The organism is Leptolyngbya sp. NIES-2104, assembly GCF_001485215.1.
Taxonomy (GTDB): domain Bacteria; phylum Cyanobacteriota; class Cyanobacteriia; order Leptolyngbyales; family Leptolyngbyaceae; genus Leptolyngbya.
Window position 1 is genome coordinate 5,556,571 of sequence record NZ_BBWW01000001.1, and the last position, 20,880, is coordinate 5,577,450.

A 20,880-nucleotide genomic window follows, 5' to 3' on the forward strand; every position below is an offset into this window, starting at 1 on the left:
TCACACAATTCTGAATCGAAATTCCTTAATGGGCGTTCGGTAATCCTCCCATCTACCTGTTGCGATAGCTCGTAACCGGAAAGATCCACTATGCTAGAATCAGACCTACGCAGCAGGTGATGGAAATACGCCATGTTTGAACGCTTCACAGAAAAAGCCATTAAGGTGATTATGTTAGCCCAAGAGGAAGCACGCCGCTTGGGTCATAACTTTGTGGGTACAGAACAGATCCTCCTGGGTCTAATCGGAGAAGGAACGGGTGTCGCTGCCAAAGTCCTCAAATCGATGGGAGTGAACCTCAAGGACGCTCGCATCGAAGTTGAGAAAATAATCGGTCGCGGATCGGGCTTTGTTGCCGTGGAAATTCCCTTTACCCCACGGGCAAAGCGCGTCCTGGAACTATCACTTGAAGAAGCTCGCCAACTCGGTCACAACTATATTGGAACCGAACACCTGCTTTTAGGTCTCATCCGAGAAGGGGAAGGCGTTGCTGCAAGAGTCTTAGAAAACCTCGGCGTAGACCTCTCGAAAGTCCGTACTCAAGTGATTCGGATGCTGGGTGAAACCGCCGAAGTCACATCCGGCGGCAGCCAAGGTCGCACCAAAACCCCGACCCTGGACGAATTCGGCTCGAATCTCACCCAAATGGCAGCCGAAGGTAAACTCGACCCCGTGGTCGGTCGCCAAAAAGAAATCGAACGAGTCATTCAAATCCTCGGTCGGCGGACGAAAAACAACCCCGTGTTAATTGGTGAACCGGGTGTGGGTAAAACCGCGATCGCTGAAGGACTCGCCCAACGCATCGCCAATGATGATGTTCCTGACATCTTAGAAGACAAGCGCGTTGTGACCCTTGATATCGGTCTGCTCGTAGCAGGAACGAAGTATCGAGGTGAATTCGAGGAACGCTTGAAAAAAATCATGGATGAAATCCGCTCCGCCGGAAATGTCATCCTCGTGATCGACGAAGTTCACACCCTCATCGGTGCGGGTGCAGCAGAAGGCGCGATCGATGCCGCCAATATTCTCAAACCTGCGCTTGCCCGTGGTGAACTGCAATGTATCGGTGCGACCACGCTTGATGAGTATCGCAAACACATCGAACGAGATGCCGCACTCGAACGCCGCTTTCAGCCTGTGATGGTCGGTGAGCCGTCGGTCGATGAAACGATCGAAATTCTCCGAGGCTTGCGCGAACGCTATGAACAGCACCACAAGCTGAAGATTTCAGACGAAGCGCTCGAAGCCGCAGCGAAACTGTCGGATCGTTATATCTCAGATCGATTCTTGCCAGATAAAGCGATCGATTTGGTTGACGAAGCTGGCTCACGGGTTCGGTTGATTAATTCCCAACTGCCACCCGCCGCGAAGGAACTCGATCGCGAATTGCGTCAAGTCCTCAAAGACAAAGACGATGCGGTGAGATCTCAGAATTTCGACCGAGCAGGTGAACTGCGCGATCGAGAAATGGAGATCAAGGCAGAGATTAGAGCGATCGCGCAAACTCGCAAAACCGAATCAACCGATGAAAATGCTTCTCCGGTCGTGGGCGAGGATGATATCGCTCAAATCGTTGCATCTTGGACAGGTGTTCCGGTGAACAAACTCACCGAATCCGAATCCGAGAAGCTGCTGCACATGGAAGACACGCTGCATACTCGCTTGATCGGTCAAGACGAAGCAGTGAGAGCCGTCTCGCGTGCAATTCGTCGGGCACGAGTGGGATTGAAAAATCCGAATCGCCCGATCGCGTCCTTTATCTTCTCCGGTCCGACTGGGGTAGGTAAGACCGAATTGACGAAAGCACTGGCGGCATACTTCTTCGGTTCAGAAGAAGCGATGATCCGTTTGGATATGTCGGAATTCATGGAGCGTCATACCGTTTCTAAACTGATCGGTTCGCCTCCTGGATATGTCGGTTACAACGAAGGCGGTCAGTTAACCGAAGCCGTTCGTCGTCGTCCTTACACGGTTGTGCTCTTCGATGAAATCGAGAAAGCGCACCCCGATGTCTTCAACATGCTGCTGCAAATCTTGGAAGATGGTCGTTTGACCGATGCCAAGGGACGCACCGTAGACTTCAAGAACACGCTGCTGATCATGACCTCGAACATTGGTTCTAAGGTGATTGAGAAGGGTGGCGGCGGACTTGGATTCGAGTTCTCCACCGAGAACGAATCGGAATCGCAGTACAACCGGATTCGCTCCTTGGTGAACGAAGAACTGAAGCAGTACTTCCGTCCTGAGTTCTTGAACCGACTCGACGAAATCATCGTGTTCCGTCAGTTGAACAAGGGCGAGGTCAAGGAGATTGCCGATATCATGCTCAACGATGTGTTCAAACGTCTGAAAGAGCAAGGGATTACGCTGCAAGTCACTGAGCGATTCAAGGATCGTTTGGTTGATGAAGGGTATAACCCTAGTTACGGCGCACGTCCACTTCGTCGGGCGATCATGCGATTGCTTGAAGACTCGTTAGCTGAAGAAATTCTGTCGGCACGAGTGAAAGACGGCGATGTTGCCACCGTTGACGTGGATGAAAACGGACAAGTCAAGGTTTTACATGGTCAGGAACGTGAATTGTTGCCGCAAGCAGCAGAGTAAGTTCTAATCCTTAAAACTCAAAGCGGTAGGAGATTTAAGAATTTCCTACCGCTTTTTTGTCACCTAGAAGATTTTCATGTTTTAGAAAACGCTGTTGACTCTCACCGTATAATACGTGCAAGTAAGAAAGGCTCTATTTAACCTATTCGTTTGGCGTGAAAGTTGAGGAATAAATTGCACTATGGCAAGAAGTAGTTTTTTGGCTGACTTTCAAAAGTTCTTGATGCAAGGAAACGTGATTGACCTTGCAGTTGCGGTCATTATCGGTGGTGCATTCGGGAAAATTGTAGATTCGCTTGTGACTGATATTATTACGCCTGTGATTCTCAATCCAGCGATGAGTGCTGCGGGTGTGAATCAGCTAGAAAATTTTGCGCCGAACGGCATCAAAGTTGGTCTATTTCTAGCTGCCGTGATTAACTTTGTTGTGATTGCGTTTTGTATCTTCTTGCTGGTTCGTGCATTTGAGAAAGCAAGACGGCGGTTTGCGCGGCAAGAAGCGATCGAAGAAACCGCAGCCCCCGTTGATCCTGTCGTTGTGTCTCAAGAGCGTTTGACTGATGCGATCGAACGTCTGACCAATACGATGAATCGCTAACCAAAATTCGCCCTCGTTCAGATGCAATGAGGGCTTTTCATTGGATTCGATCGGGTTCAACTTCGCTCCGCTCTTCCATCACAAGAATGACTCCTTGAATTTCTAAATCAGTGCCGATGAGCGGTGTGCAAGTGACACGACAGCAAATTCCGCGCCCACGTCGGTTAATGGCATCAAGTACGATTTCGATCGCGCCATTGGGTGAACCTGCTAAACAATCGCGAATCGGTTGACGTAACTGCGCGACAGGTAGCCCGATATCGAGATTGAGAAAGTTTTGCGCGATCGCTTCTTCGGGACGCAATCCCCAGAGATCTTCGGCTCGATTATTCCAAGTTTGAACGTACAGATCGCGATCGACCACCACAACGCCACCTTTCAAGCTGGTGAGAATCGAGGCGAGAAAAGCATTGCTTTGATTCAGTTCTTCACTGCGTCGCTGTAACTCTACATTCACGGTTTGGAGTTCTTCATTCGTCGATTGCAACTCCTCGTTCATTGTTTCTAATTCTTCATTCGTCGATTGCAATTCTTCGTTTGTAGTTTCAAGTTCTTCGTTGCTCGATTGCAATTCTTCGTTTGTGGTTTCAAGTTCTTCGTTACTCGATTGCAGTTCTTCGTATGCCATTTCGAGTTCTTGATTGGAGTGTTCGAGTTCTTCTTGGAGATGCTTCGCGCGAGTGACATCGATAAAGCCTACGCAAACTCCGATAACGGTGTTAGCAGTGTCAAACAGCGGCGAGATTTGAACATCGAAATAGAGCATTTCGTCTCGGTGCGGTTGCCAAGGAACTTCACGGAGGTAAATCGTGCGACGAGTGTTGTAGATTTGCTCGATGCACGATCGCAGTTCGACCGGGCGGTAAGAGATTTCTAAATCTTGGAGCGGACGACCGAGATCGCGTAGGGCAATCGAAAAGAGCGATCGGGCGCACTCATTTGCGAGCGTTAACGCGCCATTCACATCAATCACGAGACGAGCGATCGGGGCAGCTTCAAAGGTAGCTTCTTGGAGTCGCACATGATTCGATAAGTGTTTCACGGCTTCATCGCTCCCGGTTTGCGCCATGATTTGCAGACGATCGCGCAAATTCAGCTTTGAGACTCTAGTGAAGACGCGACATCTAAGATGAATCGGAGTGAAAAGATTGGAATGCGTTAATAGCATTTCGGCTTTACCGAGAAACAGAAAGCCGCCTTCTCTCAGCGCGAAATGATATCGGGCTAGGATGCGGGTCTGTGTTTCTGCGTTGAAATACATTAAGGTATTTCGACAAATCAGCAAATCAATTCTGGAAATGGGTGCATCCTGAATCAAATCGTGACGACCAAAAATCAGCGATCGACGTAAATCTTTGCGAAAGGTGTAGCGGTTTTCGGTTTGTTCAAAGAATTGTTCGATGCGGTCTTCGCCTAGTCCGCTGAGTTGTTGGTGCGTGTAAGAGCCTTGGCGAGATTGATTTAGGGCTTCCTCATCGACATCGGTAGCGTAGATTTTGACGCGAGTGCGAAACGCATCAACTCCGACCGCTTCGGCTAACAAAATCGCGATCGTGTAAGCTTCTTCACCGGAGGCACAACCCGCACTCCAAACCCGAATCGAATCGGTAATTGATTTGCGGGCGAGAATTTGAGGAATCACTTCAGCGGCAATGTAATCCCAAGCAGGTCGATCGCGCAGGAAAGCGGTGACATTAATGAGTAAGGTATTGAATAACTGATTGAACTCAGAAGGATGTGCTTCGAGAAAATCGAGATATTCGCTATGTGTTTCAATATTGACGATTTGCATTCGTTTGGCGATGCGGCGCATCAGGCTCGATCGCTTGTAGCCTGTGAAGTCAAATCCGCGACTGCGTTTGATGTAATCGAGTAGCGCTTCGATGGCGGTGAGTGTGTCAGAGTCTTGGATCAAGGGGGCTGTCCTTTGAAGCGATCAATGGTTTTGTATGGGCAGATAATTATTGAAGCTGTGGGAAATGGAGATCAATCGGGATTTTGATGTGTAGCGATCGGGCAAAAAACTTGTCGATCGATATGTTTACCTGATCCGGAATGCGATTTAGATTTTGTCGTTAGGTATATCTAATCTGGAACGCGATTCAGATTTTATCGTTTGATGTATTTACCTAATCCGGAATGCAATTCAGATTTTATCGTTCGATGCGTTCACCCGCCCCGGAATGGAATTCGGGGCGGGATTGAATCGGAGCGAAAAATCTCATCGAACGCTAACTTAATGCCGATCTACCCTCCTCAATTTGCGCCTTCAATTCGATCTGCTGCAACAACACCTGCTTCAAAACATCCGCGTGTTTTTCCGCTTCTTCTGCCCGTTCTGAAAACTGAACTTCCGACATCGGATGATTTGATTTTCTCGCTTGTGTTGCCATGCGACGAGCTAGTGCTGCTTTCTCCTCCATCGCTCGATTTGCCGTCCACAGCGCCCGCTCTAAGCTATCGTCCTTCTCAGACAGCAAACTCTCGATCGAATACGCATGACCCACATGGCAGCGATATCGCATCATATTGTGATCGGTGAGTTCCCAGAGAACGCCACCGCAGTCGGGACAAGTAAACGCAGACGCATACCCGGATCGCTTTCCTTGCTCGATCGCGTGTTTTTCTTGTGCGACCCATTGATCGTCTTGTGGCATGACTTCAGACATTGGTTTTCTCAGCGGTGGATCGGGGATCGGGAGTTTAACACGCTCACAGAGTCGATCAGCAATGTCCTGAACAGGCAAAATTGCATCGACTTCAACAGCTTTAATGGCATTGAGGGGCATTCCAGGAAACATCGCTTCTTCTGGGTCTTGCACGATCGCATAGCCGCCTCGCGCTTTGATCGTTAACAATCCCGCAGCGCCATCGTCTAAAGTTCCGGTCAAGATCACGCCAATAATGCGCTGACCATAAGTGTAAGCGGCAGAACGAAATAACGCATCGATCGCAGGGCGATGACCATTTTCACGGGCATCGTGGCTGAGTCGAACGCGATCGCGCTCAATGATTAAATGATAATCGGGCTGAGCGATGTAGATCTGTTGAGATTTGATCGCCATGCCATCGATCGCGTGTTGCGCTGGAAGCGTTTTCACACGATTAAGAATGCTTGGCAAAACGCTGGTTGCACGAGCCGGGAAATGCACCACGATAAAGACGGCGGCATCTAAATCAGCGGGTAAACATTTAACAAGCTGTACCAGGGTTTCGACTCCGCCTGCTGAAGCTCCGATCGTAATAATGTGCTGCGCTGTTCGATCGCCATTTGAATCAGAATCTGCCATGTTGTGAGGGGGATTAATCGTAGCAGGATTAGACGGGTTGCAGGTTGGCAGAATTAGCTGATTCGGCAGCGAACTTTGCTGAGATTTGAGATTGAAAGAAGCGAAATCTCTGATCTATACCCTAACATTTCTAGGCAGTTCGATTCGGAAAGTTGTGCCTTGTCCGACTTGGCTATCGATCGTGATTGAACCTTGCATTAATTCAACTAGTGCCCGTACGATCGCGAGTCCGAGTCCGGTTCCTTGATTTTTCCGTGTGGAGCCTTGGTGAATTTGCCAAAATTCTTGGAAGATATTTTCTTGATCTTTTAAGTCAATGCCCATTCCAGTATCTTGAACGGCGATCATAATCCGTCCTTCAGGAAGCTCCCAAAATCCTAAAGTGACTTGACCTTCATCAGTAAATTTGATCGCGTTTGATAATAGATTAATGATGACTTGTCGTACTCGTACCGGATCATTAAAGAGCGATACATTCGGATTGTCGCAATCAATTTGTAGCGCTAAACCTTTTTGATCTGAGAGCGATTGAAGTTCGTGAACGGTTTCGATCGCTAACTGATTCAAACTAAATGTCAGCGGATTTAATTCAAGTCTTCGCGCCTTGAGTTTAGAAAAGTCGAGCAGTTCTTCGATCAGGCTTAACAAATGTTTACTGTTGCGGACGATTCGCTCGACCATGCTTTCGATCTGCGGATCTTCGAGCGGTTCAATTCGTTTTTGCAGCAGTTGAGAAAATCCGAGAATCGCGGTCATCGGTGTGCGTAACTCGTGTGAAATTGTTGCCATAAACTGATCTTTTAAGCGATCGGCTTCGACTAATTCGAGATTTTGCAGTTGAGTCTCTTGTAGTTTGGCTTCGGTTTGTTTGCGTGTAGTGATGTCGCGAATGAGCCAGCGTAGAGAAATCGATTTTCCGTGTCGATCGCACACGGCTTGCACCGTAATCGCTGCCTCGAATGGTTCACTTTTGCGCCCGCACATCGGTAATTCCCATTCTTGAATGCGATGAATTGTCGTTAACTGACTCAGAACTGCTCGGAATCCTGAGCGATGGCTGTCAGCGACGAAGTTCACCAAAGGCTTGTTGATTAAATAATGATGACTAATATTCAACAACGCTGTAGCAGCGCGATTTGCCTCTCGAACCACTCCATACAAATCGCTCACAATATAGGCATCAGGCGCAAATTCAAATAAATCTTGATAGCGTTGGCGTTCTGTGTCGATCGTACTTTGAGCCGCAACTAATACTTCGTTTTGTTGTTGTAATTCTTCTTCTGCAACCTGTAATTCTTCAACTGCGACGCGCAATTCTTCTAGGCAAGTAATGGTTAAATCTGACTGAATAGACGAATTACCGATAGCATTTTCGTATAGTACTTGTGCTCGATGCTGAACGGTCTGAACGTACTCACCGAAAAAACTATAGTCTATAGATGTCATTGATTTTTCCGCCTGTTAAGAACACATATGATTCCTTATCATTTAACATATCAACCAATAGAATATCTAGCTAAATTAAGAGTTTTGTTTTGCGAACAAGTACAAACCAACTTAATTTTTTGAGCTAAGAAAAATCATTTCATTAATTTACGATCGCGCATTTATTAATGCGCGATCGCATTTTGTTTAAGGCACTCGAATAAAGACTTCTCGAATGAATTCTTCGTCGGTGATTTGCCGAGATTGCAGGCTTTGTTTGAGCGTGATAATGTCACTTCTGAGTTTCCGTAATTCTTCTAGTTCGGAAGTAGGAGACGGGGTAGGTGAAGGCGTTGCAGAACCCCCTCGTGCATCGTCATTCAAGCGTCTCCGTACCGTAATTGTGGCAATTCCAGTTACAGGAAAACCGCGACTTTTCTGATAAGATTTGACCGCATTGTAAGTCGTGCGACGGTAATTTCCAGAAAGTTCGATCGAGATTTTCAATACATTTTTCAGATTATCTTGCAGAATCCTGACCGTTTTTTCGATCGTGCTTCTCAGTTGTGGTCCATCGTTTCCGGTCGCTGCTACGTTGTTATCAATTTGAAATTGCAGAATGGCGGCGCGGGTGTAGTCTTCGATATTGGCGAGTTGGCGTAGCGAGGTGACACTGCAATCGATCGCGCCTAAAATTTCGCGATCGCAAGCACTTACACTATTGCCCAATCCGTCTAGTCCTCTCGGTCCAAGATAGTATCCCAACCCGTCTAGATTTTCCCTAAGATCTGCGAGTGAAGTGACTGGCATTTTCTAAACGCTCCTTTTGCGAATTGGCAGATGCGCGTGATTACGATCATTTTGCGACAAGAAAGCGTCAGGAAATCCGTAAATAATTTGAAGCTAGAGGGCTACGATACAATACTGGAAATACGTTGAACGCGCCATGACACCCGAAACCAAAGTTGAAACCCCCACTGTTGCCCCCGCTCCCAAATGGAGAGCTTGGTGGGAGAACTTTCAGATCTTGTTCATCGCGCTGATTTTGGCGTTAATTGTGCGATCGTACATTGCAGAACCGCGCTTTATTCCCTCAGATTCGATGATCCCGACTTTAGAGATTGGCGATCGCTTAGTGGTGGAAAAAATCTCTTACCGTCTCCATCCGCCCGAATTCGGAGACATCATCGTTTTCGATCCGCCGACTCAGCTTCAAGAAATGGGCTACGCAAAAGATCAGGCGTTTATTAAGCGGATTATTGGCACACCAGGACAAACGATCGAGATTAAATCCGGCAAAGTATTCGTAGATAATCAACCGCTACAAGAGTCCTACATTGCTGAACCGCCAAAATACAAAATGCCTGCTGTGCAAGTTCCTGAAGGCAGTTATTTTGTCATGGGCGACAATCGGAACAACAGCAATGATTCTCACGTTTGGGGATTCTTGCCGCAGAAATTCATTTTAGGTCGGGCTTGGTTTCGGTTTTATCCTATCGATCGAATTGGCAAGGTGTAAATGATGCTAACTGCTAAGGATTTAGAACAATTTCAAGCACAACATCCTGATCATCGAATGGAGTTGGTAGATGGGGAAATTATTGTTATGAGTCCATCCGGTTACGAGTCTGATGAAGTGGCATCGCGGATGAGTGGCAAGATGTTTAACTGGGTAGACGATCGACGTTTAGGACGCATTACGGGATCATCTGCTGGATTCATTTTGCCGAACTCTGACACTCGCGCCCCGGATGTTTCGTTTGTCCGGGCTGAACGGTTGCGCCAGAGTCCTCGCGGTTTTGCAGAATTAGCCCCAGATTTAATGGTCGAGGTGAAGTCTCCAACCGATAGCGTGACCAAGTTGAGAAACAAAATTCAGCAATTTTTAGAGCTAGGAACTCAAGTTGGAATTTTGCTGAATCCTGAAGCTCGAACTGTGGAAATTTATCGATCGGGTCAAAGTACGATCGTGCTTCAAGATGGAGACATTCTGACAATCCCCGATCTTTTCCCCGGCTGGCAGGTCGCAGTCGAGGAACTGTGGTCGCCGCGATTTGATGAATTGTGAGAGAGCTTCAAATTAGAGAATGTCTGGATCAATTCCAAGTGATCGCAATCGTTCTGCGAGTTGCTGCGATCGCGCCTCAGCCTGTTCTGCACGTTGCCGTTCTTGTTCTGCACGTTGCCGTTCTTGTTCTGCACGTTGGTCAGCTTGCTCTGCACGTTGCCGCTCTCGATCGCGCTGGGCAGAGAGTTGAACCGAACTAAGAAAGCGATCGCCATTCGGATAGTAGATTTGCAAGGTTTCTTCATTCAGTTCAAATTGAATCCCTAATCGCGGACTCTGCCAGCCCTGAACCTCTGGAACCTCAAGCAGCGTTCCGTTTTGCGCCTCTAATGCGACTAACTCATTGCGATCGGGGTCGTAAACGTAATACTCTTCGATGCCGTGTTGCTGGTAGAACGCTAACTTTCGAGTCATTTCCGCAGCGGTGTTGCTGGGTGATAAGATCTCGAATGCAACTTGGGGCGCGATGTTGTCTTCCTTCCATTGTTGATAGGAACCTCGATCCCCTTTCGGTCTGCCAAATACGACCATCACATCAGGAGCCTGACAAATTCTGTTGTTGCCTTCGATCGGATACCACAGCAAGTCCCCGGCAATAAACACCATTGAATCATCAGCAAACAGAATCTCTAGATTTTCTTTGATGGTGACAATCCAGCGAAATTGCTTCGTATTATCTGCCATCGGCTTGCCGTCGCTTTCCGGGTAAACGATTTCGTTGGGAGTGGTTGTTTGTGGCTGAGTTACCATAGCGATGTGAATCTCCTGCTTTGGTGATTTCACCCTAACATGAATCAGCGATTGGCTAGTCTCTTCGACCGAATGCTAGAGCGCTAAGTTCTACTAACCCACTGTCGCCACTCCAACCTCTTCAGGTGCAAGATACGGCGTTAAAACTTGCCCATCTTTAAACCAGATCACCCGACGAGTACATCGAGCGACTTCCGGTTCATGCGTCACCATCACAACCGTCATTCCACTCGCATTCAATTGAGTGAAGATGCTGAGAATCTCCTGAGTCGTCGTAGAATCAAGCGCCCCTGTCGGCTCATCGGCAAGCAGCAAAACCGGACGATTAACGATCGCTCTTGCGATCGCGACCCGCTGCTGTTGTCCTCCTGATAATTGAGTCGGCTTATTCTGCATTCGCTGTTCTAATCCCACTCGAATCAACGCTTCGGTTGCTCGATCGCGTCTTTCTGCGGGAGGCACATTCGCATACACCATCGGCAGCATCACATTTTCCAGCGCGGTTAACTGCGGCAATAAATGGAACTGCTGGAACACAAAGCCGATCTTGCGGTTCCGAATGTGAGCTAAAGCGCGATCGTCGAGTTGCGCCACATCTTCACCATCGAGATAGTACCGTCCGGCAGTGGGTCGATCGAGACATCCAATAATGTTCATCATCGTTGATTTGCCCGACCCCGAAGCGCCCATAATCGCGCAGTATTCACCCTGTTCAACAGTCAGATCGACTCCTGCAAGCGCATGCACGATCGTTTCTTCAATCCCGTAAACTTTGGTGATTCCTTCTAATCGAATAATCGTCGTCTGAGGCATGATTAAGCACTCCGGAGCGCAACAATAGGATCGAGTTTGGCAGCTTGACGAGCGGGAATCACACCGAATCCAAGACCGATCGAGCCGGATACCGTCACCGCCAGAATAATTGCAGCAGGAGCAACGATCGCTTCAAGTGGCGTAAAGGCAGCAACGATCACCACGCCCCCAACACCAACGATCGTTCCAATTAAGCCACCCGCCGCAGAAAGAATCACAGCTTCGATCATAAATTGGGTGAGAATATCATTTCCCGAAGCCCCGATCGCTTTTCTCAGTCCAATTTCTGAAGTTCTCTCAGTCACAGAAACCAGCATGATATTCATGATTCCAATGCCACCGACTAAAAGAGAAACTCCAGCGATCGCAGCTAACATCGCGGTTAATCCACTCGTAATCGTGCCGACGATTTGCAGAATATCTTTCTGAGTCTGCACCGTGAAATCATCTTCATTCACGATTTTGTGTCGCCGTCTCAGCAAGTTTGTGATCTGAAATTCCGCCGCTGGAATATTCGCTTCATCTCTAGCGGACACAGAAATAAAGGTCAAATCTAAACCATACGGAGAAGTCCGCCCGGTTAAAGTACTAGACATCGTGGTTAAAGGAATATAGGCAGCATCGTCTTGATTGCTACCGAGAAATGATCCTTTCGCTTGAAGCACCCCAACGATTTTGAAACTGACATTTCGGATACGGATTTCTTCCCCGATCGGGTTCTTATCCCCGAAGAACCGAGTCGCCAAATCCGCCCCCAATGCCACAACGCGCTGATTTCGCTTCAGATCCGTCTCTGAAATAAAGCGCCCCCTTGCAACATCAAAACTCCGAACGGGCAGAAACTCCGGAGTTGCTCCGACGATCAGCGAGGATGAATTCCGGTTGCCGTAAACGACTGGAAACTGAGCGCTTTTCTGAGCCGCAACACCGCCAACCGATGGAAGCTGTTCGGCGATCGCTTTCGCATCTTCCCAAACGAGCGTTCTCGGTAAATTCGTCGTCCGTTGCCGCGCCTGTCCACTTCCCGGAGTCACAAACAACACATTCGGACCCAATGACTCGAACTGCTCTGCGGCTAATCTCTGCGCTCCTTGCCCGATTCCGATCATCGCAATCACAGACGCATTCCCGATGACCATTCCCAACATCGTCAAACTACTGCGAAGTTTGTTGGCGGTGAGCGTCCTTACCGCCATCTTTAAGCTTTCACCAAAATCCATGACTTATCCGCCTTGATTCGTGTTGTCTATTTTTTGTCCTTCAGGTGGCTGAACGAAAATACGATCGCCCGGTTGAATTCCATCCAAGATCTGAGTGTCGTTATCAAAACTCAATCCAGTCGTGACTCTTTGGAATCTCGGCTTATTATTTTCACCCGGAACCCATACGCCCGTTTGTCCGCGCTGTGTCGAAAGTGCGGCAGTCGGAACGACGATCGTATTCGGAATCGAATCGCCTAAGAAACTCACATTGGCGTTCATTTTCGATTTCAACTTATCGCGTCCGCTCAGAATATCAATCCGCACTGAGAACGAAGTGACATCGCGTTCTGTCACTGCTTCCGGCGCAATCAATCGCACTCGTCCTTTAAATGTCTCTTCTGGAAAAGCATCGACGCGGATATCAACTTCCTGACCGCGTTTAATCTGTCCGATATCGACTTCCGGCACTTTCGCCCGAACTTCTAACCCACTCGCCAGCCCAAAAATCGAAGTCGAAGCAGAACCATCTGCGCCTGTGGTGGCTTGCGTCGTTGGAGTGACAAAAGCGCCCACGGTTGAATATCGCTGCGTAATCACACCCGAAAAAGGAGCGCGAATTAAGGTATCTTCAAGCCGATTTTGCACCTGTTCGAGTTGAGCGATCGCATTTTGCAACTGAGCTTCTGACTGTCGAATTTCTTCGGGTCGTGCTCCGTTCTGACGCTGCTCTAACTGCTGATTCGCTTGATTTAATTGCGCCTGTGATTGACTCAATTGCGCTTGTGCTTGACTCAAGGTTTGATTCGCGTTCTGTTCACGGCGAATGAATTCATCGAGTGCATTTGATGCGATCGCGCCTTGACTTGCCAATTCCCGCTGTCGTCTCGTCTGCGTCCGCGCAAACTCGACTGCCGAATTCGCATCCGCAACCAGTCCTTCTACCCGGCGAATTTCACCTCTTGCCCGCTCTACTTCCGATTCTGCTTGGCGAATCTCTTCGACACGGGTTCCGGCTCTAAGTTGATCTAATTTCGCTTGCGCTTCTGCCACTCGCGCCCGCGCTTGATTCAGTTCCGCCTCGACATCCTGACTTTCCATCCGAGCAACGACCTGCCCCTGCGTCACCGAATCGCCCTGATCCACCAGCAACTGAGCAATCTTACCCGCCGTTTTCGGGCTGAGATTCACCGTCCGAATCGGTATGACTTCCCCACTCGCTGAAATGCGGGCTGTCACCGTCTTTGATTCTACAGAAATGGTTGCGGTTTCCTGACGGGGGGTAAACTGCCGCGAAATCAGAAAAGCACCCCCCGAAGTAGCGATCGCGCCTGTTGCGAGGAGCGCTAACAACCAGCGGGACGAACTTTTCCCAACCTTGCCAAAAAAAGGAACTTGCATGGATCTAACTCACCCAGACTTTAAGGGAGCGTAGGAATAAATAGTGAAGCGATGACATATAAACTCTTCATGAAGACGACGATCGATTTCCGAAAGATTCCTGACATCGGCTCCAATGAATCAATATGAATCTCTTATTTACAAATTTTAACGTGCTTTTCCCTGGGAATTGCAGTGCGGTTGACCCCACCGAAAGATTGAAACTCTGCGGTCTACTCTGCGATAGATTTCGATATTGGAATATTCAAACTCCCGAAAGGCGCAATTTTGCCCGTTGATCTGCCTTAAATCGTGGGAAATCTTAAGATTATCCGTGACACAAACTGACGGAGACCGCATTAGAAATCAGTATCATAGGCATAGTGTTATTGCTGACGCAATGCCAGAGATGCTAAGAAGAAGTTCTATGAATTGCCGTATTTTCCAGTATGGCACCTTCCTAGGAAATCGAGAGACTCCGAAAAAAGCGCAAACTGGATAAGTTTTTCGTAAACCAGTAAAAAAGCGTTCGGATTCTTGAAAGTCAGCCTGCATTCAGTACAATAAGCGACTGAACTGCTTTTGCCCTCAGCCTGTGACGATGACAGCCTATGAGTCCCTTGCCAAACCGCCCACCCCAGCCTCCTAAACCCTATGCCGCCGAAACTGCGGCTGAAGGCTCTGCCATGCCCCAATCCTCAGACGCATCTGAACCGAAACCTGTTGCCCAGCGCCCACTGGTTCGCCCTGTGGCACGTCCTCAACCTGCGGCAACTGCACCACCTCCTCCCCCGCCTGTCGCGGAAACGCCACCGGAGCCAGAGGAAGTGTTTGATCCTGCGAGTTTGAGACAGCAACCGATTCCTGCTCCCAGTGAACCGATGCAGTATCGTGCGATCGGTCTAGTGCGCGGTCGGTATCAAGCCTCGGAAGAACAGTTTACCCGTGGCGAGATGATCACCGCTGATGGCACGACGATCGAAGCCGTGTTGCTTGGTCGCGTCATGAGCTTGGTGAAAAATCACCTGGATCTTGAACAAGAACATCTCTGGGTGGTGTATCCCCGCACTCGTGAGAAACAAGAAGATTTGCACGTTCAGATCGTCGGAGTTTGGGAGCCTGAAAACCTCAGCAAGCCAGACGAAGAAACCGAAGAAGCCGAACAGCCCGCCTACTTGCCATCGTCTGAAGTCGAGGATAACTATTTCTCGATTCGGGGCGAAGTCATCTTCCACACACCCGAAGAGAAATCCGTGGTCGTGAAGATCAACCAAGCGCCTCGCAAGAAAGACGACAAAGCGAAATCCTTCAAATTGAAGTTGCTTGGCGAGTTAGGCGGAAAAGTGGTTGGCTACTTCTGGGAACTCAACGTCAAGCGTGAGGGACCGGATTTAGTGATTACCAGTGCGAAGTCGATCGGCATGATTCCACCCCGGAAGAAGACGAAGGAAGAGCTAGAACGCGGTCGATCGTTTGGTCGTCCGGGCGGTCGTCCGGGTGGCGGTGGTGGACGTAGACCGTTTAGTCCGCGTCCGGGTGGCGGAGATCGCGATCGCAGACCTCCAAGCCAGTCGGCTCAGCCCGAAGCACCTCGGAGGACTGAACCCTTGCCGAAGCCAGTCAAACGGCGGGCTGAAGCGAACCCAGAAGGCACAGACAACGCAGTAAGTGAAGCATAGGTTGAGTGGGGCGGTCGGCGGATCGCCCCTATTTTTTGTAAACGATGAAACCTGCGATCGCATCGAGTAATGCTTCCGGTTCATCGGCTCGAATCAAGTGACCGCTATTTTCAAAAATTCTTAAATCTGCATTTGGAATCGCTTGAGCAATCTCCTCCGAGAATTCCGGCGGACAGATCCAATCGTGACGACCTGCAATTACTAAAGTTGGAACGGTGATTTTGTGCAGTTGGTCGAGAACGTTGTAAGAGCGCAAAAATCCGCCAAACGCCTGATTGATCGCATCGATCGATAAAATCGTTCGAGACTTTACCATTTTCGTTGGATCAGCCGTGTACGAATAGAGCGGGTGCATGATGCGGAAATATTCACCGAGCTGTTCTTCGGATTCAAAGTTACCATTCCAGAGAAATTCGGCGATCGCAATTTGTTCGGGTGTGCCACGTTCTTGCAGAATTTCCTGAGCGCGTTTGAGAAAGCGAAAATCGGGAACCGTGGCAATAACGATTAAGTGTGAAAGGTTTTGCGGATAGCGGCTGGCGTAAGTGAGTGCAACCATGCCGCCGTAAGAACCACCGATCGCGATAATTTTTTCCAGTCCCAAATGTTGCCGCAATGCTTCCATATCCTCGACGTTTTCATCGAGCGTGTATTTTGATTGGTCGCCCCGCAGCGATCGTCCTTGTCCGCGATGGTCGAAGTAGACAAGCTGCATTTTGTTGCTTAATGCTGAGAAAGTCGGTTTGTAGGAACTGTGGTCGGCTCCGGGTCCGCCATGGATGAGAAATGCAACAGGCTTTTCGCGCATTTGATTCCCGTGAGGAACAAGTCCCGCGCCTTCGATATCAAAGTAGATTTGTGTGTCTCGAATAGTTGCCAACATATCAATACTGCGATTCGATTTGAATCAGACCCACAAACACTACTGTTAAACCTGACATCAGCGCAACGGGCGACAAAACTCCCCCGAAACCAATCAAGGTAAAACAAACGATTGCAGCGAATAATCGTCCCAGCAAAATTGAATTGGGCAGCGATCGCTCAGTCGCCCACTGCACTGCACTAAGTCCGATCAAATACAAGCCTAATCCACCACACAGAATCGTCCGAGCCGCGATCGACAAGTCCCCGCGATCCACGCCTTCGATCGCCGTCTGAATGCCAACTCCAGCCGCTACAATTCCTGCAAATAGCAAGACATGGCTGTATCCATACACATACGATCGCAGTAAAACTCGTTTTCGGTTACTTTGAAGTGCCTGATTGATGACTGAAGTTTCCGCACATTCAAAATAGAGCCACCACAAACTCACCGCCGTGATAAATCCGCTGATGGCTGTCATCGTTTCTTGCCATTGCCACTGGATATCCGAAACCCCACCCGCAACGGCGACGATCGCTTCGCCCAACACAATGATCACAAACAGCCCAAACCGTTCATCCATGTGTGATACCTGTACCGGAACGGATCGAATCGTGGCGTAGGTGATCGGACCATTGCTAATCTCAATCAAGAGTGCGATTCCCCAAAGCACAAACCGCACTGGAGGCGGAACAACGATCGACACCATCCAAAACAAGAGCGCGATCGTAAAACTGAGTGTATATCTTCCCGTGAGTTCTCGCGCTTCAGGCACAAGCCGCCACGCCTGAAAATACAAGCCGACAATCACTAACCGCAATCCCGCGTATACCCCAGCAAATCGGGCTGAGCCTTCCTGTAATGCTTCTGGAATCGTTAGCGCCAGCACGATCATGCCAAACATAATACCGAGCATCACCAAGCGGTAAACGCCTTGCTCAACATCAAATTGGTCAGCGTAGTAGCTAAAATCAATCCACAGCCACCAGATCGGAATGAACAGAGCAGCAAATGTGCCAATTCCGCCCCAATCAAGATGAGCATGGAGAAAATGTGCAAGTTCTGCGATCGCCACTACAAACACGAGATCAAAGAATAGCTCTAACCAGGAAGCGTGACGCTCATCGGAGCGATTTTCTCGGCTAATCAGTTTCAGCGTATGCGAGGATGAGCGATTCATCGGAAATCTCCGAGAAACCCTGCCGTTCTAGGGCAGGGAGGGATAGGAGCGTCAATCAAGCGGTTCAATGCCGCGCTGATTGGCAATCTCACACAAACGAAGTGAGAATGTGGCGTATGGAACAAGCCTTCAAGTACCGCTTCTATCCCACGCCTGAACAGGAATCGCTCCTGCGTCGCACGTTGGGCTGTGTCAGGCTGGTTTACAATCGCGCTTTGAATGCGCGAACTGAGGCTTGGTATGAACGACAAGAAACCATCGACTACGTTAAAACCTCTGCGTTGTTGACCGGGTGGAAACAGCAAGAAGACCTCCAGTTTTTGAATGAAGTGAGTTGTGTGCCGTTGCAGCAAGGATTGCGACATCTGCAAAAAGCGTTCTCCAACTTCTTTGCAGGACGCACCAAGTACCCGAACTTCAAAAAGAAGCGGAATGGTGGATCTGCCGAGTTCACCAAGTCTGCGTTCAAGTGGAAAGATGGAAAAGTAGTTTTGGCAAAATGTGCTGAACCCCTGTCGATTCGCTGGAGCCGTCAACTTCCTCAAGGGTGCGAACCCTCGACGATCACCGTCGGTTTGAGTCCAAGTGGACGCTGGCACATTTCGGTGTTGGTGGACAATCCGAGTATCAAACCGCTTCCAGCCGTTCAGAAGTCGGTGGGGTTGGATCTTGGCATCACCAGTCTGATTGCGACCAGTGATGACGAAAAGATTGCAAATCCGAAACCATTTGAGCGACTGAGAAAGAAGCTCAAACGAGTTCAAAAAGCACTGAGTCGCAAGCAAAAAGGCTCGAATAATCGAGACAAGGCAAGAATCCAAGTCGCACGGATTCTTGCCAAGATTGCGGACTCGCGCAAAGATTTTCTCCATAAACTGACCACTCAACTGATTCGTGAAAATCAAACGATTGCAGTCGAGGATTTGGCAGTGAAAAACATGGTGAAAAACCCCAAACTGGCGCGGCAGATTGCCGATGCTGCATGGGGTGAGTTGGTACGTCAACTGAGCTACAAAGCCAAGTGGTACGGTCGAACCTTGGTGAAGATAGACCGCTGGTTTCCCAGTTCCAAACGCTGTGGAAACTGCGGTCACATTGTTGCATCGTTGCCGTTGAACGTCCGGGAGTGGGATTGTCCCACCTGTGGGGCACACCACGACCGGGACACTAACGCGGCACGAAACATCTTGGCGGTGGGACACACCGTTGCAGTCTGTGGAGCGAACGTAAGACCTGATAGCCATGAGGTTAAAGGGCAGTTGCGAAAAACCAGCAATGGAAAGAAGCAGAAACCTAAGTCGTGAGTCTTAGGAATCACCGTGGTTTAGCCCGGTGAGGATGTCAACAACATTCTCCCGACGCTCTGAAGTTTAGTTTAACTGCCTCGCATATCTTGAGGGATAAAAGTACGATCGCTGGGAATGGGTGCCACCGATTCAGTTAACGTAAACGCTCCGGATTCAATCCAGTTTTTCAACTCTAAAGCCACTTGGCGCGATAGATAAATGCTGGCAAGTGGCGCGACTCGGACGGATTTTCCGTCGATCGTCAATCGTCCCGATTTCAACTGTGCATAACTCACCAATCCGAAGGTTGGACGAACCCGACGCGGAATCGAAAAATCAACGATCGGAGCCACCAAATCTTTATCCCGAACGGCACAATGGGCGATTACTTCTTCACTCAGCACAGGTAACGGAATTCCTACACCGAGCATCAACGAAGAGCCATACCCGCGAAAATAACAACCTCTCACCCATTTCGCGTCCATCTGTTTTGCATCTCCAATCAGTGCCAGCGTGGAAGCAGGACCGATCGGCGTTCGATTCGGTAAACGCTTCTGAAGTGGGAAATGCTGCGTTCCTTCCCAAGCAATGTATCCGATTCCACCACCAAGAAAGATTCTTGAACCGATCCCGATTAATTGCAGATCGGGGTCATTCAACAACGGTGAAATGGCTCCTGGATTTGAGAAAACAGCGTTTCCCAATTGGGGCTGAAGTGCACCTAAGTAAGTGAAAAGGGGTCGATCGCCACCATTCACTCCAACAATAAAGTTCTGATACAGATTACGTGGATTGAACAGATAGAACTGATTAATCGTGTCGCGGGAAATTGTCGTTTCAAACGACGATCGCGGATAACAATCCGTCACTTGCCCGATCGCTCTTAAACTCACCGATTTTCCAGCAATCAAATCCTCGATCACATGACCGCCGCCCCTTTGCCGCTGTCGCACCTCTGGAGATTCTCGATCGTCATTATCGAGCGGTTCTCCTCCGGTCGGATATTCCACCAACTGCGACGCACCCAAATACAAATCGACCGCTCCAAATCCCGCATAAGTAGGCACCCCATCAAGCCAACACTGTCGAATTTTGATCGGCGGATCAGTCTGTCCCAGATTCAGAATTGCGCCTGAAGCCTCCATCGGCTCGAAGGTTCCGGTCGTCACCACATCGACAATTTTCGCTGTTTCTGCGACTCCCATTTCTGCGACTTGGGCTTTCACTTCTTCCACGGTTCGCACGATCGCTTGACCACGCTCGATTTTTTGATTAATTTCGGCAAGAGTTCGCATACTGTTGAAAGAGTTGGGGCACTTGAATTTATGCAGAATACGCGGCTAAGTACGATCGTGGATACGACCGCAGGACAACTAAATCAGTTTTTTCGCAATCCTTGGCGGCGAACCTCTTTGCTCATTATCGGGTTACTGTTGGGCTTTTTCTTAGGCAGTGCGATTTCAACTAGCGCGGGTCAGAAAGCAGAACTCGATATCGTTCAGGCGTTTGTGCTTTTGTTGGCGACCGAAGTGGTAAGTCGATTCACATACGGGGGAAGTTCGCGGTTTCGACGAATGCTGATTGCAGAATTTCTCAATGCGCTCAAACTCGGACTGATTTACAGCTTGTTTCTCGAAGCGTTCAAACTCGGAAGTTAACGATCTCGATTCTCTCATGGGGGGAGAAGCGCGATCGCAGACAACCGCTAAAATAACGGTTGGATGAATTCTTTATGAGAACACGCAA

At 49.0% G+C, this 20,880-nt stretch carries 18 protein-coding genes; 7 read left to right on the forward strand and 11 right to left on the reverse strand.

Annotated elements, in window-relative coordinates:
- Nucleotides 1-132: 132 nt before the first annotated feature.
- Both NIES2104_RS26685 and mscL read left to right on the forward strand, forming a co-directional pair.
- Nucleotides 133-2,604 carry an ATP-dependent Clp protease ATP-binding subunit gene (locus NIES2104_RS26685; protein WP_059001380.1) on the forward strand — a complete coding sequence of 824 codons (2,472 nt, stop codon included), beginning with the start codon at nt 133-135 and terminating at the stop codon, nt 2,602-2,604.
- Nucleotides 2,605-2,785: 181 nt separating this feature from the next.
- Nucleotides 2,786-3,202 (forward strand): large conductance mechanosensitive channel protein MscL, encoded by a 417-nt coding sequence (gene mscL, locus NIES2104_RS26690; protein WP_059001381.1) that lies wholly within the window; start codon nt 2,786-2,788, stop codon nt 3,200-3,202.
- A 37-nt stretch (nt 3,203-3,239) separates the two neighbouring features.
- Here the strand turns inward: mscL and NIES2104_RS26695 are convergent, their stop codons facing one another.
- The 4 genes from NIES2104_RS26695 to NIES2104_RS26710 form a co-directional block, all read right to left on the reverse strand.
- Entirely contained in the window at nt 3,240-5,117 is a 1,878-nt protein-coding gene (locus tag NIES2104_RS26695; RefSeq protein ID WP_263971043.1) for a CheR family methyltransferase, read from the reverse strand.
- A gap of 316 nt (nt 5,118-5,433) precedes the next feature.
- On the reverse strand, nt 5,434-6,492 hold the full coding sequence (locus tag NIES2104_RS26700) for a chemotaxis protein CheB (RefSeq protein ID WP_059001382.1): 1,059 nt from the start codon (nt 6,490-6,492) through the stop codon (nt 5,434-5,436).
- Between the two features lie 114 nt (nt 6,493-6,606).
- Complete coding sequence (locus NIES2104_RS26705) at nt 6,607-7,938, reverse strand: ATP-binding protein (RefSeq protein ID WP_059001383.1); 1,332 nt, start codon at nt 7,936-7,938, stop codon at nt 6,607-6,609.
- Nucleotides 7,939-8,124: 186 nt separating this feature from the next.
- Nucleotides 8,125-8,727: a peptidoglycan-binding domain-containing protein gene (locus tag NIES2104_RS26710; RefSeq protein WP_059001384.1), complete on the reverse strand. Its 603-nt coding sequence runs from the start codon at nt 8,725-8,727 to the stop codon at nt 8,125-8,127.
- Nucleotides 8,728-8,863: 136 nt separating this feature from the next.
- Here NIES2104_RS26710 and lepB point away from each other — a divergent pair, with 136 nt between their 5' ends.
- Both lepB and NIES2104_RS26720 read left to right on the forward strand, forming a co-directional pair.
- Nucleotides 8,864-9,436, forward strand: coding sequence for a signal peptidase I (lepB, locus tag NIES2104_RS26715; protein WP_059001385.1), 573 nt, complete (start codon nt 8,864-8,866; stop codon nt 9,434-9,436).
- Nucleotides 9,437-9,985 (forward strand): Uma2 family endonuclease, encoded by a 549-nt coding sequence (locus tag NIES2104_RS26720; protein ID WP_059001386.1) that lies wholly within the window; start codon nt 9,437-9,439, stop codon nt 9,983-9,985.
- Between the two features lie 12 nt (nt 9,986-9,997).
- On the opposite strand, the gene NIES2104_RS26725 is transcribed toward NIES2104_RS26720, so the two are convergent.
- From NIES2104_RS26725 to NIES2104_RS26740, 4 genes are all read right to left on the reverse strand, one after another.
- Nucleotides 9,998-10,735, reverse strand: coding sequence for a Uma2 family endonuclease (locus tag NIES2104_RS26725; RefSeq protein WP_059001387.1), 738 nt, complete (start codon nt 10,733-10,735; stop codon nt 9,998-10,000).
- A 93-nt stretch (nt 10,736-10,828) separates the two neighbouring features.
- Nucleotides 10,829-11,548, reverse strand: a complete 720-nt coding sequence (locus NIES2104_RS26730) for an ABC transporter ATP-binding protein (protein WP_059001388.1) — start codon at nt 11,546-11,548, stop codon at nt 10,829-10,831.
- A gap of 2 nt (nt 11,549-11,550) precedes the next feature.
- Nucleotides 11,551-12,768 (reverse strand): ABC transporter permease, encoded by a 1,218-nt coding sequence (locus NIES2104_RS26735; RefSeq protein ID WP_059001389.1) that lies wholly within the window; start codon nt 12,766-12,768, stop codon nt 11,551-11,553.
- A gap of 3 nt (nt 12,769-12,771) precedes the next feature.
- A complete protein-coding gene (locus NIES2104_RS26740; RefSeq protein ID WP_059001390.1) occupies nt 12,772-14,148 on the reverse strand; it encodes an efflux RND transporter periplasmic adaptor subunit in 1,377 nt (458 codons plus the stop codon).
- Between the two features lie 590 nt (nt 14,149-14,738).
- Here NIES2104_RS26740 and NIES2104_RS26745 point away from each other — a divergent pair.
- Complete coding sequence (locus tag NIES2104_RS26745; protein ID WP_225895293.1) at nt 14,739-15,806, forward strand: hypothetical protein; 1,068 nt, start codon at nt 14,739-14,741, stop codon at nt 15,804-15,806.
- 28 nt (nt 15,807-15,834) lie between these two features.
- Here the strand turns inward: NIES2104_RS26745 and NIES2104_RS26750 are convergent, their stop codons facing one another.
- Entirely contained in the window at nt 15,835-16,689 is an 855-nt protein-coding gene (locus tag NIES2104_RS26750) for an alpha/beta fold hydrolase (RefSeq protein WP_059001391.1), read from the reverse strand.
- Nucleotide 16,690: 1 nt separating this feature from the next.
- Nucleotides 16,691-17,848 carry a low temperature requirement protein A gene (locus NIES2104_RS26755; protein ID WP_059001392.1) on the reverse strand — a complete coding sequence of 386 codons (1,158 nt, stop codon included), beginning with the start codon at nt 17,846-17,848 and terminating at the stop codon, nt 16,691-16,693.
- A 116-nt stretch (nt 17,849-17,964) separates the two neighbouring features.
- On the opposite strand from NIES2104_RS26755, the gene NIES2104_RS26760 reads away from it, so the two are divergent.
- Nucleotides 17,965-19,152, forward strand: coding sequence for an RNA-guided endonuclease TnpB family protein (locus NIES2104_RS26760; RefSeq protein WP_059001393.1), 1,188 nt, complete (start codon nt 17,965-17,967; stop codon nt 19,150-19,152).
- A gap of 71 nt (nt 19,153-19,223) precedes the next feature.
- Here the strand turns inward: NIES2104_RS26760 and NIES2104_RS26765 are convergent, their stop codons facing one another.
- Nucleotides 19,224-20,429, reverse strand: a complete 1,206-nt coding sequence (locus NIES2104_RS26765) for a homocysteine biosynthesis protein (protein WP_059001394.1) — start codon at nt 20,427-20,429, stop codon at nt 19,224-19,226.
- Between the two features lie 30 nt (nt 20,430-20,459).
- Here NIES2104_RS26765 and NIES2104_RS26770 point away from each other — a divergent pair, with 30 nt between their 5' ends.
- Nucleotides 20,460-20,792 carry a DUF565 domain-containing protein gene (locus tag NIES2104_RS26770; RefSeq protein WP_059001395.1) on the forward strand — a complete coding sequence of 111 codons (333 nt, stop codon included), beginning with the start codon at nt 20,460-20,462 and terminating at the stop codon, nt 20,790-20,792.
- The last annotated feature ends 88 nt before the right edge of the window (nt 20,793-20,880 follow it).

Coding starts and splice junctions, on each gene's coding strand:
- NIES2104_RS26685 (WP_059001380.1), top strand. CDS start 133: ATGTTTGAACGCTTCACAGAAAAAGCCATTAAGGTGATTATGTTAGCC.
- mscL (WP_059001381.1), top strand. CDS start 2,786: ATGGCAAGAAGTAGTTTTTTGGCTGACTTTCAAAAGTTCTTGATGCAA.
- NIES2104_RS26700 (WP_059001382.1), bottom strand. CDS start 6,492: ATGGCAGATTCTGATTCAAATGGCGATCGAACAGCGCAGCACATTATT.
- NIES2104_RS26705 (WP_059001383.1), bottom strand. CDS start 7,938: ATGACATCTATAGACTATAGTTTTTTCGGTGAGTACGTTCAGACCGTT.
- NIES2104_RS26710 (WP_059001384.1), bottom strand. CDS start 8,727: ATGCCAGTCACTTCACTCGCAGATCTTAGGGAAAATCTAGACGGGTTG.
- lepB (WP_059001385.1), top strand. CDS start 8,864: ATGACACCCGAAACCAAAGTTGAAACCCCCACTGTTGCCCCCGCTCCC.
- NIES2104_RS26720 (WP_059001386.1), top strand. CDS start 9,437: ATGATGCTAACTGCTAAGGATTTAGAACAATTTCAAGCACAACATCCT.
- NIES2104_RS26725 (WP_059001387.1), bottom strand. CDS start 10,735: ATGGTAACTCAGCCACAAACAACCACTCCCAACGAAATCGTTTACCCG.
- NIES2104_RS26730 (WP_059001388.1), bottom strand. CDS start 11,548: ATGCCTCAGACGACGATTATTCGATTAGAAGGAATCACCAAAGTTTAC.
- NIES2104_RS26735 (WP_059001389.1), bottom strand. CDS start 12,768: ATGGATTTTGGTGAAAGCTTAAAGATGGCGGTAAGGACGCTCACCGCC.
- NIES2104_RS26740 (WP_059001390.1), bottom strand. CDS start 14,148: ATGCAAGTTCCTTTTTTTGGCAAGGTTGGGAAAAGTTCGTCCCGCTGG.
- NIES2104_RS26745 (WP_225895293.1), top strand. CDS start 14,739: ATGAGTCCCTTGCCAAACCGCCCACCCCAGCCTCCTAAACCCTATGCC.
- NIES2104_RS26750 (WP_059001391.1), bottom strand. CDS start 16,689: ATGTTGGCAACTATTCGAGACACACAAATCTACTTTGATATCGAAGGC.
- NIES2104_RS26755 (WP_059001392.1), bottom strand. CDS start 17,848: ATGAATCGCTCATCCTCGCATACGCTGAAACTGATTAGCCGAGAAAAT.
- NIES2104_RS26760 (WP_059001393.1), top strand. CDS start 17,965: ATGGAACAAGCCTTCAAGTACCGCTTCTATCCCACGCCTGAACAGGAA.
- NIES2104_RS26765 (WP_059001394.1), bottom strand. CDS start 20,429: ATGCGAACTCTTGCCGAAATTAATCAAAAAATCGAGCGTGGTCAAGCG.
- NIES2104_RS26770 (WP_059001395.1), top strand. CDS start 20,460: ATGCAGAATACGCGGCTAAGTACGATCGTGGATACGACCGCAGGACAA.